Consider the following 14,103-nt stretch of genomic DNA (forward strand, 5'->3'; position numbering starts at 1 on the left):
ATTGGAAGTAGGCCGGGACCACAGGCCCCGGAGCTCGATCTGGAGGTGACCGTCATGCAGACTCGACCACCGTTGGGTGAGCTCGGGTTGAACACGGGAAAGAAGACGCGGCTGCGGCGGATCCTGTTCGATCATGGGTTGCGGAACGGGACGGCGTTGTTCCTGCCGTACGACCAGGGGCTCGAGCACGGTCCGCGGGACTTCTTCGCGAATTCGCAGGCGTCCGATCCGGCGTACATCGTCAAGCTGGCGATCGCCGGCGAGTTCAACGGGATCGCGATCCAGATCGGGCTGGCGGAGAAGTTCTTCTGGGACTACGCCGGCGAGATTCCACTGATCCTCAAGCTGAACGGCAAGACCGACATCCCCTCGGACGACGCCGCACTGTCGCCGGTTCATGCGAGTGTCGAGGACGCGGTCCGGCTCGGTGCCGACGCGGTTGGATACACCCTGTACGTCGGCTCCCCCGCGCAGGAAGCGGATTTCGCGCAATACCGCACGATCCGCGCCGACGCCGAGCGGCTCGGGATGCCGTTGATCGTGTGGGCGTACCCGCGGGGCGCGGCGATCGAGGCGAAAGGCGGCAAGGACTCGTTCTACGCGGTCGACTACGCCGCCCGGGTCGCGAGCGAGCTCGGCGCCGATGTGGTGAAGGTGAACTTCCCGCACCCGGAGAAGCGAGACAGCGTCAAACCGCCGTACGAGGAGATCTTCACCCCGCAGCAAGCGATCGACGGGGTGGTGCGGTCCGCGAACCGCACGCTGGTGCTCGTGTCCGGCGGAACCAAGGCCGGCGACGACGCAATGTACCGCAAGGCCGAGCAGGCGATGGACGCCGGCGGCCTGGGCCTGATCTTCGGCCGGAACGTCTGGCAGCGCGGCTACGACGAATCGCTGGGCTTCGTCGACGGTCTGAAGGAGATCCTCGTCCAGCACCCGAGTCACTGAGGGGACCAGATCGATGAACAAGTACATCCTCGTGGGTGTCGACGACACGCCGGAGAGTCAGCTCGCGCTGCACTGGGCCGTGGAGGCGGCCGGCGAGCGCGGGGTAGCGGTCCGGGTGGTCCGGGCGTACCTGAACGAGCTGAGCCGGTGGCCGGCCCTGGGTGTCGAGGGCTACGTTCCACCTCCGATGCCGCTGGACAAGTACCAGCATGAGGTCGAGGCCGCGGTGAAGTACGCGCGGGACCGGCTCGGCTACGAGGGTGGATCCGGGTGGCTGGCGAACAACGATCCCGCGCACGCGATCCTCACCGAGGCAGGGCAGGCCGAGATGGTGGTGGTCGGGACTCGGTCGCGTAACAAGATGTCGGCCGTGGTGCTCGGTTCGGTGGCGACGTCGGTCGCGGCCAAGGCGCCGTGCCCGGTGGTCGTGGTGCGCGGTGAGCGTCGTACCGGGCCGGTGGTCGTGGGCACCGACGGATCGGCAGAGTCGGACGAGGCCGTGGCCTTCGGGTTCGAGGAGGCGGCCCGGTCCGGGCAGCCGCTGCGGGTTGTGTACTGCTGGCATCCGCAGGATCAGCATGCCGATTCGATCGAGAGCACCGAGGGGTTGCTGAAGAACTGGCTGGCCGAGAGCCTCGCCCCGTATCGGGACAAGTACCCGACGGTGCAGGTGCAGGCCTCGGTGATCGAAGGCCGGGCGAGCTCTCAACTCGTCGACCTGTCCGCCGACGCGTCCCTGGTGGTTGTCGGCTCCCGCGGCCGCGGCGGGGTCGCCGGTCTGCTGCTTGGCTCGGTCAGCCAGAGCCTTTTGCACCACGCGGACTCGCCCGTCGCGATCGTCCGCCGGCACGAGGAGTCATGATGCGCCACCTGCTGACAGTCGCCGACGTGATGACTACCGACGTCGTCACCGTCGCAGAGAACACGTCGTTCAAAGCAGTGGCCTCCACATTGGCGGAGCACCACATCAGCGCGGTTCCGGTGTGCAGCGCGCACGGCGCTGTGGCCGGCGTCGTCTCCGAGACGGACCTGCTGCGCAAGGAGGAGTACCTGCGGTCCGGCAAGCACTGGTTCCACCGGAAGGCCCGGACCAAGGCTGACGCGTTGACGGCCGGAACGATGATGACCAGCCCCGCGGTCACCGTGGAAGGCGGCTGCACGCTGGACGAGGCCGCGCGGTTGATGGCGGCCCGCCGGATCACCCGACTGGTCGTGATGGACGGGGACGAGCTTACCGGCATCGTGACGCGGTCGGATCTGCTCAGTGCGTTCCTGGCCCCGGACCGGGAGATTCTTGCCCGGGTACGGCGTGACGTCGTCGACCGGGGTCTGTGGGACGACCCGTTCGCCGTCGAGGTGAGTGTGAGCGAGGGTGTGGTGAGGCTGATCGGGCAGGTCGCGAACCGGAGCACGGTCGCGTTCGCCGAAAGGCTCATCGACGGCGTCGACGGCGTCGTCGGGGTGGACAACCAGCTGACCTGGGCGTTCGACGACACCGCGCCGGCCGCCGGCACGGCCGGCCCGTTCTACTAGGACCTCGGGGGCACCGCAGGTTCCGGGATGCTCGACGGGGAGGGGTCGTGCAGAGCAGGCAACAGACATCGAGTGCCCGCGGGTTGTCAGCAGCGGATGCCGCCCGCCGGCTGGCAGCGGAGGGGCCGAACCAGCTGCCCGCGCCCCGGAAGACAGCGGCCTGGAAGCTGCTGCTAGGACAGTTGACGCACCTGTTCGCGCTGATGTTGTGGATCGCCGCCGCCCTCGCGCTGGCTGCGGACCTGGCGCCACTGGCGGCCGCGATCGTGGTGATCGTCGTCCTGAACGGTGTCTTCGCCTTCGCTCAGGAGTACCGTGCCGATCGGGCTGCCGAGCGGTTGCGGGAGCTGCTGCCCGCGCGGGTCCAGGTGATCCGTGACGGTGACGTCACGACCATCGACGCGACCGGACTGGTGCGGGACGATCTCGTGCTGCTGACAGCCGGCGACAAGGTGTCCGCCGATGTGCGTCTCCTGACGGTGCACGCCCTGGCAGTGGACGAGTCGATGCTCACCGGCGAATCGGTGCCGGTCCATCCGACGGCCGAGCAGCAGGTGTACGCGGGAACCTTCGTCGTACAGGGTGAGGCGGAAGCCGTGGTGACGGCGGTGGCCGGGCGCACCAGGCTGGCGGCGATCCAGTCTCTGACCGAGAGCGCGGATCGACCCGCCAGCCCGCTGGCGGTCGAGTTGCACCGGCTGGTACGAGTCGTCGCGCTGATGGCGGTCGCGGTCGGGGTCTCGCTCGCCGTGGTGTCGCTTGTCCTCGGCCTCGACCTCACCCAGGCGCTGCTGTTCGGTGTCGGGGTCATGGTCGCGCTCGTGCCCGAAGGGCTGCTGCCCACGGTGACGCTGTCGCTGGCTCGTGGGGCGCAGCGGATGGCACACGGAAACGCGCTGGTCCGGCGGCTGGATGCGGTTGAGACCCTCGGTGCGACCACGTTCGTGTGCACCGACAAGACCGGCACTCTGACGATGAATCAGATGGCGGTGCTGGAGGTCTGGACGCCGCTCGGCACCGTGGCGATGACCGGCGACGGGTACGACCCCAAGGGGTCGGCAGAAGGCGATCCCGCGGCGGTCGGTGCCGCCTCCCGGGCCGCGGCGGCAGCGATCGCGTGTATCCGCGGCCGCGCGGTCCGAGCGAAGGAACGGTGGGTGGCCGAGGGCGACCCGATGGAGGTCGCGCTGGATGTCTTGGCCCGGCGACTCGGCGTGCCGGGCGTGGACCCGGCGGCGATCTCCCGCCGGGTTCCCTTCACCAGCGAGACTCGCTACAGCGCAGTAGTTGCCAACGGCAACACATTGGTGATCGGTGCCCCGGACGCGTTGATGCGGTACTGCCGCGTCGACGGCGGTCCGGATGCCACGGCAGCGGTCGAGGAGCTTGCCGGCCGAGGTCGCCGGGTGCTGGCGGTGGCCGAGGCGGTCGGCGTGCTGGTTCGCGACGGCCGGCTGGATATGGGCCAGGACTCCCTCGAGCTGCTGGCCGTGGTCGGGCTGGAGGATCCGCCCAGAACCGATGTTCAGGACGCGCTGACCATCTGCCGGAACGCGGGGGTTCGGATTGCGATGGTCACCGGCGACCACGCCGCTACGGCTGGGGTCATCGCCCGGGAAGTGGGCTTGCTCGGGCCTGATGGTCTGGTCCTCACCGGCGAGGAGTTACCGGCGGACGACCAGCACCTGGGCGAGTTGCTCGACCGGGAGGACGGTGTCGTGGTCGCCAGAGTCACCCCGGCGGACAAGCTGCGGATCGCCCGCGCGTTACGTTCGCGCGGCCATGTGGTCGCGATGACGGGTGACGGCGTCAACGACGCGCCCGCCCTGCGAGAGGCCGACGTCGGTGTCGCGATGGGCGCCTCCGGCAGTGACGTCGCCAGGGAGGCGGCCGACCTGGTCCTGCTGGACGATCATTTCGCGAGCATCGTCACCGCGATCCGCCAGGGCCGGGCCACGTTCGCGAACGTCCGGCGATTTCTCACCTACCACCTCACTGACAACGTGGCCGAGCTGGCACCCTTCGCCGTCTGGGCCTTGTCCGGTGGATCGATCCCACTCGCGATCGGTGTCCTGCAGGTGTTGGCGCTCGACATCGGCACCGACATGCTCCCCGCGCTGGCGCTCGGAGTCGAACCACCTGGCAAACGCACGCTGGAAGGTCCGGCCAGGCATCGGCACATCGTCGACCGCGGCTTGCTCCTGCGGGCGTTCGGCCTGCTCGGACCGACGGAGGCCGTCCTCTCGATGAGTGCCTTCCTGCTGGTCCTGATCGCTCACGGCTGGCAGCTCGGAGTCACGCCGCCCGCCGCTGCGCTGGCGTTGGCCTCTGGTACGGCGTTCGCGGTGATCGGCCTGACCCAGCTGGCGAATGCGTTCGCCTGTCGCAGCGAGCGCAGTCCGGTCTACGAGATCCGCATGACGACGAACCGCGCCCTCTTGTGGGCCGTCCTCGCCGAGATGGCGTTGCTGACCGGCTTCCTCGGCGTACCCCGGTTGGCTGACCTCCTGGGCGGCAGCTGGCCGTCGTACCAGGGCTGGCTCTTCGCGGGCGCCGCCGCCATCGTCCTGCTCGGCGTCGACACCGCGGCCAAGCTTGTTCGTCGCGCAGTACGTCGAAGGGACGAGCCGGAGGTGCGGCCAACTCGTTGAGCTGTACGACGTACCGTTGCGGCATGACGGCGAAGCGGAGCTGGGTAGAGCAGATCATGGGTCTGCCGATCAGTGTCCTCGCCCGCGGGGACGAGGCGCAGTCGGTGCTGGCGGACGCGGCGGTGCGGGAGGTCTTCGCGGAGTTGATCGACATCGATCGGATCTTCTCGCCGTACAAGGCCGGCAGTGCGGTGAGCCGCTTGGCGCGCGGGGAGGTGGATTGGGACGCGGTGGATCCCATCGTGCGGGAGGTCGCCGAGCGGTGCGTCCAGGCTCACGAGCTGACCGGTGGTCTGTTCGATGCCGCGCTGCCAGGCGGCGGATGGGATCCCTCGGGGCTGGTGAAGGGCTGGGCGGTCGCGCGCGCCGGCGAGCGACTGCGTGACCTCCCGGGCCTGGACTGGTGCCTGAACGCGGGAGGCGACGTCCTGGTGCTGTGCCCGAGCAACCGTCCGTTCACGGTGGGAATTCAGGACCCGCGACACCCCGGCCGAGTGGTCACCAGCATCGCCCGGATCGATGGAGCCGTGGCGACGAGTGGTACGGCGGCCAGAGGCGCACATCTGTACGACCCACGGACCGGCGGCGCCGTGGCGAGCCGGTGGCTGTCGGTGTCGGTGTGCGGTCCGTCGCTGGAGAACGCCGACGTTCTCGCGACCGCCGCGTTCGTCGCGGGCGACGACTGGCCGGCAGTGCTCGCGGTGCTGCCTGGCTACGAGGGTCTGGGAATCCTTGCTGACGGCAACCTGTTCGGCACGGCCGGCTGGCCCGCCGACGGGGTGGCGGTCGGACTGTGACCGCGCTCCGAAGGATCCTGTTGATCGAGGACGACGCCGATCTGGCCGGACTGCTCGACCGGGTGCTTGCCGACGAGGGGTACGCCGTGACGCGGGCAGGCGATGGTCAGACCGGACTGCACCTGGCGTTGACGCGGTCGTTCGAGGCGATGATCGTGGACCGTGGCTTGCCTGCTGTCGAAGGTCTGGACCTGATTGCCAGGCTGCGCAGCCGCGGGGTGGTCACGCCGATCCTGGTGCTGTCGGCGCGGAACCGCACCGAGGACCGCGTCGAAGGGCTCGACGCCGGCGCCGAGGACTATCTCGCGAAGCCGTTCGAGCTCACCGAGTTGCTGGCGCGACTGAGGGCACTGCTGCGTCGCCACCTCGATCACGCCGGCCAGATGGCCGTTCCGGGTGGATCGCTGGATCTTGCCGGCCGCACAGTACGGCGGTCAGGTGGCGGTACGGTCGAGTTGTCCGAGCGCGAGGCGGCTTTGCTGGCTCTCCTGGCGGCGAGACCCGGTGTTGTGTTCAGCCGCGGCGAGCTGCTCGACCGGGTCTTCGACGACGCGGAGTCGGAGACCGTGGTGGACACGTACGTCCACTACTGCCGGCGCAAGCTCGGGCGCGGCGTGATCAGCACCGTGCGGGGCCTCGGCTACCGGCTGGGCAGTCTATGAGCGGGCGGCCGATCGGTGACGAGGTCCTCGTCCGCAGAGCCGCTCGCGGTGTCGCAGTGCAGGTAGCGGCTCTGGTCGGGGTGGCGATGCTGCTACTGATCGCTCTGGTCACGATCGTCGTGGTCCGAGGTCAAGCAGGCGCTGCCGACGATCTCCTCCGGTCAGCCATCGCGACGGCAGATGACGTCGGCGATCCCCCTGCCGGGACCTGGCTGGCCATGACAGGCCCAGCCGGTACGACGGTCACCCCAGGGCTGCCGGACGAACTCCTCCCCGAGCTGGCCGCGATGCGCAACAGTGCCGACGGACAGATCCGGCTGACCACCGTGGAGAACGACGACGGTGAGTACCGCATCGCCACCGGGATCACCAAGGGTAAGCCTGTGCAGGCGGTGCTCGATCTGGCGACGGCGCATCAGGAGCGCGCTCGGCTGCTCCAGGCGATGGGGTTCGCGTCGGCCCTCGGCCTGATGTTCGCCGGGTTGCTCGGCGTCGTCATCGGCCGTCGGGCGGTTCGGCCGTTGGCCGAGGCGCTCACCCTGCAGCGGGCATTCGTCGCCGACGCGGGCCACGAGCTGCGCACGCCGCTGACCTTACTGAGCACGCGGGCCCAGGTCCTCGACCGCGCCCTCCGGCGCAGCGGCTCGAGCAACCAGGTCCTGCGTGATTCGGACGGGGTCGTGCAGGACACCAAGCGACTGGGAGAGGTCGTCGACGACCTGCTCGCAGCCGCCGACCCGCGCGGAACCGAAGAACATGAGCCACTCGATCTCGTCGGGATCGCCGAAGCCGTCGTGGACAGCGCCGCGGCCCATGCCGAGCAGGCCGGCGTGCGGCTGCGCTGGCACGCGGACGGCGGCAGCCTGCTGGTGCTGGGTTCGGCCGGCGCGATCCGGCGCGCGACGATCGCGCTGGTCGACAACGCCATCGACCACACACCGCGTGACGGCGAGGTGCGGATCGCCGTACGGCGGCAGCGGCGGGAGGCGATCCTCGCGGTCAGCGACACCGGTCCGGGGATCGGCCCGGAGGAGGCACAACGGGTGCTGCGCCGGTTCGACACGGGTGGTCATCGCGCGGGACGCGCACACTACGGCCTCGGTCTCGCGCTCACCCACGATGTCGCGAACCGTCACGGTGGCCGGCTCCGGCTGGCGCCCAGCGAGGTCGGCGCGACGTTCGAGCTGGTCCTGCCGTCGATCGAGGAGCCCGGTCCAAGGAAGGCCTAAGAATCCGCGGGCATCGTCGTGGCATGACGAACCGCGGTGTTGCGCAGGCGACGAGCCGGCATCGCATCACGCACGTCCGGCGGCGGTCGCGTCGTACGCCGGTCTGGTGGCGCGACGCCACCGGCGTCCTGTGCTGGGGCAGCGTCCTGGTGGTGGTCGCCCTGTGGTTGTCGGGGCGTGGTCTCCAGTTGCTCGCGGCCGGGCCGGCCGACCTGCTGACATCGCTCGGCCGGTTGTCCGGTCTGGTGGCGGCGGATTTGCTGCTCGTACAGGTGTTCCTGATGGCGCGGGTGCCGATGATCGAGCGGAGCTACGGTCAGGACGAGTTGGTCCGCAGGCACCGGCTGGTCGGCTTCTGGTCCTTCAATCTGCTGATGGTCCACGTCGGCCTGATCCTCGGGGGATACACCCTCCGGGACCACGACAATCTGCTGCGGGAGACATGGAGCGTCGTCACGACGTACGGCGGAATGCTCCTCGCGGGCGCGGGAACCATGGCGTTGACGGTCGTCGTCGTCACCTCGGTCAGGGTGGCTCGCCGGGCGTTGCGGTACGAGTCGTGGCACCTGCTGCACCTGTACGCCTATGTCGGGGTGGGGCTGTCCGTGCCGCACGAGATCTGGACGGGTGCGGACTTCACGAGGTCGTCGGTTGCACGGCTGTACTGGTGGTCCGCGTACGCCGTCGCACTCGTCGCGATCCTGGTCTATCGCGTGGCCCTGCCGGTCTGGCGGACGCTTCGGCACGGCCTCACGGTCCGCGAGGTCATCCGCGAGGGTCCCGGTGTGGTGACTGTTCTGCTCGCCGGTCGTGGTCTGCAGCGGATGCCGGTCCAGGCAGGTCAGTACTTCGTGTTCCGCTTCCTCGACGGCCCGGGATGGTCGCGCGGCAATCCGTACTCGCTGTCGGCCTCGCCCGCGCCCGACCGCCTCCGGGTGACCGCCAAGGCGGCCGGTGACGGAAGCAGCCGGCTGGCCGGGCTGCTACCGGGCACCAAGGTCGCGATCGAAGGCCCCTACGGCCGGCTGACCGGCGAGCGACGCGTCACCGGCAAGGTCGCGATGTTTGCCTGCGGCATCGGCATCACACCGCTGCGGGCCCTGCTGGAAGAACTTGCCTATGAACCGGGCGACGCGATCCTCGTCTATCGGGCTCACGATGCCGACGACGTGGTGTTCTACGGCGAACTCGAGCAATTGGCTCGCCTTCGCGGCATCACCGTGCACTACCTCCTCGGCCGGCGGACCCGAGGGCGCCGCTCATGGTTGCCACAGAGCGCCGCTGCCTGGACCGACGAGGACGCGATGCGGCAACTCGTGCCTGGCATCGGCGGGCACGACGTCTACGTGTGCGGACCCGATCCGTGGATGGACGCGGTGTGCGCGACGGCCGCCCGGATCGGCCTTCCGCCGAACCAGCTTCATCAGGAGCGGTTCTCGTGGTGAGAGGAGTACATGCGTGAGGCGCGGGATCAAGCTGGTCATGTCGGCCGCGACCCTGGTGGTCGCGGGTGTGGCGGTGAAGGCCGGCGTTCAGCCGCATCCCGCTGCCGGGGTGGTGTCATCGGTTCCGGCCGGGCAACCCAGCCGGGTGCCTACTCGCCCGACGCCGCGACCTGCCGGACAGTCCGGCTCCCGGACGGGACCGACGAGCCGGCCGAGTCCCACTCCGCATCCATCGGCACGCGTCAGCCCACCGAAGTCCGTCTCCGTGACCGTCGCCGGTGACGTGGTCCAGACGGAGTACGGTCCGGTGCAGGTCGAGATCAGCCTGCAGAGTGGGCGGATCACGCGAGCGCGCGCCTTGGCTCGGCCGAGCGGGGACGGGCAAACCGACGCGATCAACAGCGCGGCGATCCCCCAACTGGACCAGGAGACCATTGCGGCGCAAGGCGCGCGGGTAGACACCGTGTCCGGGGCCACCTTCACATCCGAGGGCTACCGCCAGTCGCTGCAGTCGGCGCTCGACGCGGCGCACCGGGCCGGCGCACGATGACGAGCCACGCGGCGCGGCTGCGGCGCAATGCAGCGGTCGTCGGCGCCACCGGAGTGCTGCTCGGCCTACTCTTCCTGTACCCGACGAGCACGAACCGGACAGAGTCTCCCACCGCTGCCACGGCCGAGCCCGGGGTCGTCAGCACTGAGCCGGCGACCGGTGTCCTCACGGTCAATGGCACATCAGCTGGTACTCGCTACGGCCCGGTGCAGCTCCGCGTCACGATCCGTTCGCACCGCCTGGTCGCCGTGACCGCACTGGTGTATCCGTCGTCGGGACGACGTGACCAGGAGATCAGTTCCTTCGCACTCCCGCAGTTGGAGCGGGAGGCGATCGCCGCCCAGAGCGCGCAGATCGACACCGTGTCCGGCGCGACGTTCACGTCGGACGGCTACCGCCGCTCGCTGCAATCCGCCCTGGACGCCGCCCACCTGCAGGGCTGAAGCCTCCAAGAAATCACCAAGAACCGTCTGCCAGCGTGGCGACTCCAGATCAGAGAGCGACTTGAAGGAACCTGATGCAGACAATCAACGGGCTCCCTGCCCATGTGCTCCTTGTCCACGCCATCGTCGTACTGCTTCCGCTGTCGGCGGCGTTGCTCGCACTGACCGCGATCTGGCCGGCGGCCAGGAGCCGGCTGGCCGGTCCGAACGCGATTCTGGCGGTGCTGGTCGTCGTCCTGGTACCGATCACGACCAGCGCGGGGGAGTTCCTCGAGCACAACCTCAAGCCGAACTCTCTCATCCATCGCCACGCGGAACTCGGCGACACCGCCATCTACGTCGCCGTTGCGGTCGCCGTCCTGGCCCTGATCATCTGGTGGCGGCAACGGGAAGGCGACGGTGCGACGCCGGCGACACGTACCTATCTCGCCCCGGCATCGAGCACCGTGACGGCGGTCGTGACCGTGGTCGCCGTGATCGTCTCAGCCGCGGCGGTCTACGACGTGGTCAGAATCGGCGACTCCGGTGCCAAAGCCAGCTGGAGCGGCTGGGCGCAGGGTTCCTGAGATCGTCGCTTCACTCGACGGTCGTGCAGACGTACCGCTCCACCAGCCTGAAGGGCCCGTCCTGTACAGAGACCTCGTTGCGCCAGATCATCGTGTTCTCGTCGGCGAGGCGCCAGAAGAGGCGGAGGCGGACGGGCGGGCGTCCGATGCTCTCGAAGGTGAGCAGGTTGCCGTCGATGTGGCCCGTCAGGATCTCGACATGGCCGTAATTGTCGGCGACCGAGGCGCGGTACTCGCCGGCCTGTGGGTCCCAGCCGGCGACCCAGTGGAGCTGCCAGTGGAGGACGAACGTTCCGTCGGTGAGGAACTGGTCCTGCTGGTAGTCGCCGACGATCCACAGTCCGTTCTGGATGGTGTGGTGATGGCCTTCGCCGGTTGCGGTCATGGCCGGGCTGCCGGGTCCCATACCGCCAGCTTGGATGGTACCGGTCCAGCGCACGTCGCGATGGAACCGGGCGAGCCGCTGCATCTCGTCACCGGGCTGCAGTGGCAGCGGAACTCGTGCTGCCGGTGCTGATGTCATCGGGGCCTCCTGATCCGGCGAGGTGCATGGTGGTCAGCCGCCGTGGGCGGTGGAGATGTCGCGGCCGTCGAGGGCGGGGAGGGCTATGGCGGTGAGGAGAGCTGTGCCGGCGAGGAGCCAGAGGTAGCTGGGTTGGAGGCCGGCGCCGAGGGGCCCGGCGTGGAAGGCTTGGTGGATGGGGGAGTAGGGCTGCCATGACTCGAAGCGCGGCAGGATGAGACCGATCGCGTAGACGAAGTAGGCGGCGGTGGCAGCGGCCGAGGCGATCGCGATCGCGGTGGAGTGGCGTCCGGTGAGGGCGCCGGCGGCCAGGGCCAGTACCCCGTACTCCGTGCCGAGCAACGTGATCGCGAGGGCACCGCTTGCGGCCGCGGGCACGCTGATACCGAGGCCGAAGATGAGGCTGCCGAGCGTGGTGGCGACGAACAGGGCGAACCCGAGGACCGTGATCGACAGCGCGAGTGCGAATGCCTTGTCGAGGACGATCCGGAAGCCGGAGACGGGCGTGACCAGCAGCAGTTCCAAGGTCCCGCGCTCCTCTTCGCCGGCCAGCGCGCGGGCGCCGCGGCCGATGCCGTAGACCAGGAAGAGTCCGGGCAGCATCAGCGTGAAGAGCTCGGCGTTGAGGAAGCCCGCGCCGGTGTTCATCGCCTCGAGGTCGAAGAGCTTGCGCAGTTCCTCGGGGAACGACTGATACAGCTCGGTCAGGTTCGGCATGTCCCGGACCGACGGCCACAGAGCACTCTCGAGGAGCACGAGCGCCGCGATCGCGATCGACCAGCCGATCAGGCCGCGGCGGGCGTCGTACATCGACTTCAGGAAGACGTTGCGGAACATGGCGTTCACCCCTGGCCGGAGTAGTAGTCGAGGAAGGCGGCCTCCAGGTCGGCCTCGTGGCTGACGATGTTGGTCACCTCGTACGGCGCGACCGTCTTGATCAGCTCCGCGGTCGATCCGGTGACGACCACGTGGGCGGTTGGGCCGTCGACGGTGAGCTCCTGCACGCCAGGTACAGCGTGGATGCGGTCGGCCGGCGGCGTGCCGCCGAAGGTGAGGTCGAGGCGGCGGCGGGCGCTGTCCCGCAACGCCTGTACAGACTGTGTCGTCACCAGCCGGCCGGCTCGCAGGATCGCGACGGTGTCGGCGACGGCGTCGACCTCGGACAGGACGTGTGAGGAGAGGAAGACGGTCCGTCCGGCGTCCCGGGTCTCCCGGAGCAGGTCGCGGAACTCGCGCTGCATCAGCGGGTCCAGCCCCGTCGTGGGCTCGTCCAGGATCAGCAGGTCCGGGTCGTGCATGAACGCCTGGACGATGCCGACCTTCTGCCGGTTGCCGCGCGACAACATGCCGATCCGGACATCCAGGTCCAGGTCGAACCGCTTTGTCAGGAGCTGGATCCGGTCCCGGTCGACGCCGCCGTACAGGTGGGCGAAGTAGTCGAGGTACTGCGCGCCGGTGAGGTCGGGGTAGGCGACGAAGTCTCCGGGCAGATAGCCGATCCGGCGCTGGATCACGTCGTACTGGTCGTTGGCGTCGAAGCCGAAGACGACCGCCGAGCCGGACGTCGGCCGGATCAGCCCGGCGAGCAGGCGGATCGTGGTGGTCTTGCCGGCACCGTTCGGACCGAGATACCCGAGGATGACACCGGCCGGGACGTCCAGATCAAGACCTTCGAGTGCGGTCCGGCGGCCGAAGTGCTTGGTCAGTCGCCGGGCTTTGATGACGATGTCCCCCTTGAGTGTCATGGCAACGAATCCTCAGGCGTGGTGGATGACGGCAACCGGGCAGTGCGAGTGGTGGAGCAGGCCGCGGGCCACTGATCCCAGCCGCAGTTCGGAGAAGGCGGTGTGGCCGAGTCCGCCGACCACGACGAGGTCGGCGAGCTGGGACTCGCGGGCGAGCACGCGGACAGGATGGTCGGCGACGGCACGCTGCTGGACGTCGACCTCGGGGTACTTGGACTTCCAGTCATCCAGTGTCCGGGTGAGGAGTTCGTCGGCCGCGCCGGACCAGGACTGCCGGTTCGGGTCGGTCCAGACGTTGGGGTCGGGGTAGCTCTCGCGGATCTCGACGGCGTGGACGCCGTGAAGTTCGGTGTGGGTCGCGTCGGCGAGTTCGAACGCGAAGCGCACAGCGTCCTGGCTGTCGGGGGACCCGTCGATGCCGACGACGATCCGGCGGTGGGCAGGAGCCGTCGGGTCCCAGATGTCGGGTACGACGATCAGCGGTACGTCGGTGCTGAGCGCCGTACATGCCTGGGAGGTGGATCCGAGCACGAGTTCGGCGAAGCCGCCCATGCCGCGGCGGCCGACGACGAGGGTCTGGGCGTGCTCGGACAGTTCGAGGAGGACTTTGGCCGGGTGGCCGTGGCGTACCTCCAGCGATCCGGTCCTGAAGCCGATCCGCTCGAGCTCCTGCAGGGCGTCCTCCAGGACCTCGCTGCCGTCGTCCGGTCCGGTCGGTGGTGTGCTCGCGGGCAGTTGCCGCTGATCGTCCAGGACGTACACGGCGTGCAGGGGCGCGTGGCGCAGGGTGGCGTACGACGCTGCCCAGTCGAGCGCGATCAAGCCGTCGCGCGATCCGTCGATCCCGGCGAGTACAGGCACTTCGGCTGCCATGGGGATCACCTCCCGGTCGTACTCCCGCAGTTCCAGTCAAGCCGTGGGCGGGCGCTGGGGGGAGGGCCGAAGGTCCCGCTCGGAGGTGTAGTTCGGCCGCAGTCGGGACCGGCGCGCAGAGCCATCGTCGGAGGTGGA

The 14,103-nt window shown here is 69.2% G+C and carries 15 protein-coding genes; 11 read left to right on the forward strand and 4 right to left on the reverse strand.

Annotation, left to right across the window (positions count from 1 at the left end; all coding sequences use genetic code 11):
• Nucleotides 1-54 precede the first annotated feature (54 nt).
• From ACZ3HV_RS33390 to ACZ3HV_RS33440, 11 genes are all read left to right on the forward strand, one after another.
• Nucleotides 55-948 (forward strand): class I fructose-bisphosphate aldolase, encoded by an 894-nt coding sequence (locus tag ACZ3HV_RS33390; protein ID WP_465690216.1) that lies wholly within the window; start codon nt 55-57, stop codon nt 946-948.
• A gap of 13 nt (nt 949-961) precedes the next feature.
• Nucleotides 962-1,810 carry a universal stress protein gene (locus tag ACZ3HV_RS33395; protein ID WP_465690217.1) on the forward strand — a complete coding sequence of 283 codons (849 nt, stop codon included), beginning with the start codon at nt 962-964 and terminating at the stop codon, nt 1,808-1,810.
• Nucleotides 1,807-2,481, forward strand: a complete 675-nt coding sequence (locus ACZ3HV_RS33400; RefSeq protein WP_465690219.1) for a CBS domain-containing protein — start codon at nt 1,807-1,809, stop codon at nt 2,479-2,481. The genes ACZ3HV_RS33395 and ACZ3HV_RS33400 overlap by 4 nt, the downstream gene beginning before the upstream one ends.
• A 47-nt stretch (nt 2,482-2,528) precedes the next feature.
• The gene (locus tag ACZ3HV_RS33405; RefSeq protein ID WP_465690221.1) at nt 2,529-5,132 is read left to right on the forward strand and encodes a cation-translocating P-type ATPase; all 2,604 of its coding nucleotides are present in this window, start codon (nt 2,529-2,531) and stop codon (nt 5,130-5,132) included.
• A gap of 23 nt (nt 5,133-5,155) precedes the next feature.
• The gene (locus tag ACZ3HV_RS33410) at nt 5,156-5,929 is read left to right on the forward strand and encodes an FAD:protein FMN transferase (RefSeq protein WP_465690223.1); all 774 of its coding nucleotides are present in this window, start codon (nt 5,156-5,158) and stop codon (nt 5,927-5,929) included.
• Between the two features lie 20 nt (nt 5,930-5,949).
• Nucleotides 5,950-6,591, forward strand: a complete 642-nt coding sequence (locus ACZ3HV_RS33415) for a response regulator transcription factor (RefSeq protein WP_465690225.1) — start codon at nt 5,950-5,952, stop codon at nt 6,589-6,591.
• On the forward strand, nt 6,588-7,820 hold the full coding sequence (locus tag ACZ3HV_RS33420) for a sensor histidine kinase (protein ID WP_465690227.1): 1,233 nt from the start codon (nt 6,588-6,590) through the stop codon (nt 7,818-7,820). The genes ACZ3HV_RS33415 and ACZ3HV_RS33420 overlap by 4 nt, the downstream gene beginning before the upstream one ends.
• 23 nt (nt 7,821-7,843) lie before the next feature.
• On the forward strand, nt 7,844-9,265 hold the full coding sequence (locus tag ACZ3HV_RS33425) for a ferredoxin reductase family protein (RefSeq protein ID WP_465690229.1): 1,422 nt from the start codon (nt 7,844-7,846) through the stop codon (nt 9,263-9,265).
• Nucleotides 9,266-9,278: 13 nt separating this feature from the next.
• Nucleotides 9,279-9,815, forward strand: a complete 537-nt coding sequence (locus ACZ3HV_RS33430; RefSeq protein ID WP_465690231.1) for an FMN-binding protein — start codon at nt 9,279-9,281, stop codon at nt 9,813-9,815.
• Nucleotides 9,812-10,258, forward strand: coding sequence for an FMN-binding protein (locus ACZ3HV_RS33435; protein WP_465690232.1), 447 nt, complete (start codon nt 9,812-9,814; stop codon nt 10,256-10,258). The genes ACZ3HV_RS33430 and ACZ3HV_RS33435 overlap by 4 nt, the downstream gene beginning before the upstream one ends.
• Nucleotides 10,259-10,332: 74 nt before the next feature.
• Nucleotides 10,333-10,824 carry a DUF2231 domain-containing protein gene (locus ACZ3HV_RS33440; RefSeq protein ID WP_465690234.1) on the forward strand — a complete coding sequence of 164 codons (492 nt, stop codon included), beginning with the start codon at nt 10,333-10,335 and terminating at the stop codon, nt 10,822-10,824.
• 10 nt (nt 10,825-10,834) lie between these two features.
• Here the strand turns inward: ACZ3HV_RS33440 and ACZ3HV_RS33445 are convergent, their stop codons facing one another.
• The 4 genes from ACZ3HV_RS33445 to ACZ3HV_RS33460 are packed head-to-tail and all read right to left on the reverse strand — an operon-like array spanning nt 10,835 to nt 13,965.
• Nucleotides 10,835-11,347 carry a DUF1579 family protein gene (locus ACZ3HV_RS33445; RefSeq protein ID WP_465690236.1) on the reverse strand — a complete coding sequence of 171 codons (513 nt, stop codon included), beginning with the start codon at nt 11,345-11,347 and terminating at the stop codon, nt 10,835-10,837.
• Between the two features lie 33 nt (nt 11,348-11,380).
• A complete protein-coding gene (locus ACZ3HV_RS33450; RefSeq protein ID WP_465690238.1) occupies nt 11,381-12,184 on the reverse strand; it encodes an ABC transporter permease subunit in 804 nt (267 codons plus the stop codon).
• Between the two features lie 5 nt (nt 12,185-12,189).
• Nucleotides 12,190-13,092: an ABC transporter ATP-binding protein gene (locus ACZ3HV_RS33455; protein ID WP_465690240.1), complete on the reverse strand. Its 903-nt coding sequence runs from the start codon at nt 13,090-13,092 to the stop codon at nt 12,190-12,192.
• A gap of 12 nt (nt 13,093-13,104) precedes the next feature.
• Complete coding sequence (locus ACZ3HV_RS33460) at nt 13,105-13,965, reverse strand: universal stress protein (protein ID WP_465690242.1); 861 nt, start codon at nt 13,963-13,965, stop codon at nt 13,105-13,107.
• Nucleotides 13,966-14,103: the final 138 nt, after the last annotated feature.

It is taken from the genome of Kribbella sp. NPDC020701, assembly GCF_055562215.1.

Bases quoted from the DNA above. Each gene is read 5' to 3' on its own strand.
- ACZ3HV_RS33390 (WP_465690216.1), top strand. From the start codon at position 55: ATGCAGACTCGACCACCGTTGGGTGAGCTCGGGTTGAACACGGGAAAG.
- ACZ3HV_RS33395 (WP_465690217.1), top strand. From the start codon at position 962: ATGAACAAGTACATCCTCGTGGGTGTCGACGACACGCCGGAGAGTCAG.
- ACZ3HV_RS33400 (WP_465690219.1), top strand. From the start codon at position 1,807: ATGATGCGCCACCTGCTGACAGTCGCCGACGTGATGACTACCGACGTC.
- ACZ3HV_RS33410 (WP_465690223.1), top strand. From the start codon at position 5,156: ATGACGGCGAAGCGGAGCTGGGTAGAGCAGATCATGGGTCTGCCGATC.
- ACZ3HV_RS33420 (WP_465690227.1), top strand. From the start codon at position 6,588: ATGAGCGGGCGGCCGATCGGTGACGAGGTCCTCGTCCGCAGAGCCGCT.
- ACZ3HV_RS33425 (WP_465690229.1), top strand. From the start codon at position 7,844: ATGACGAACCGCGGTGTTGCGCAGGCGACGAGCCGGCATCGCATCACG.
- ACZ3HV_RS33435 (WP_465690232.1), top strand. From the start codon at position 9,812: ATGACGAGCCACGCGGCGCGGCTGCGGCGCAATGCAGCGGTCGTCGGC.
- ACZ3HV_RS33440 (WP_465690234.1), top strand. From the start codon at position 10,333: ATGCAGACAATCAACGGGCTCCCTGCCCATGTGCTCCTTGTCCACGCC.
- ACZ3HV_RS33445 (WP_465690236.1), bottom strand. From the start codon at position 11,347: ATGACATCAGCACCGGCAGCACGAGTTCCGCTGCCACTGCAGCCCGGT.
- ACZ3HV_RS33450 (WP_465690238.1), bottom strand. From the start codon at position 12,184: ATGTTCCGCAACGTCTTCCTGAAGTCGATGTACGACGCCCGCCGCGGC.
- ACZ3HV_RS33455 (WP_465690240.1), bottom strand. From the start codon at position 13,092: ATGACACTCAAGGGGGACATCGTCATCAAAGCCCGGCGACTGACCAAG.
- ACZ3HV_RS33460 (WP_465690242.1), bottom strand. From the start codon at position 13,965: ATGGCAGCCGAAGTGCCTGTACTCGCCGGGATCGACGGATCGCGCGAC.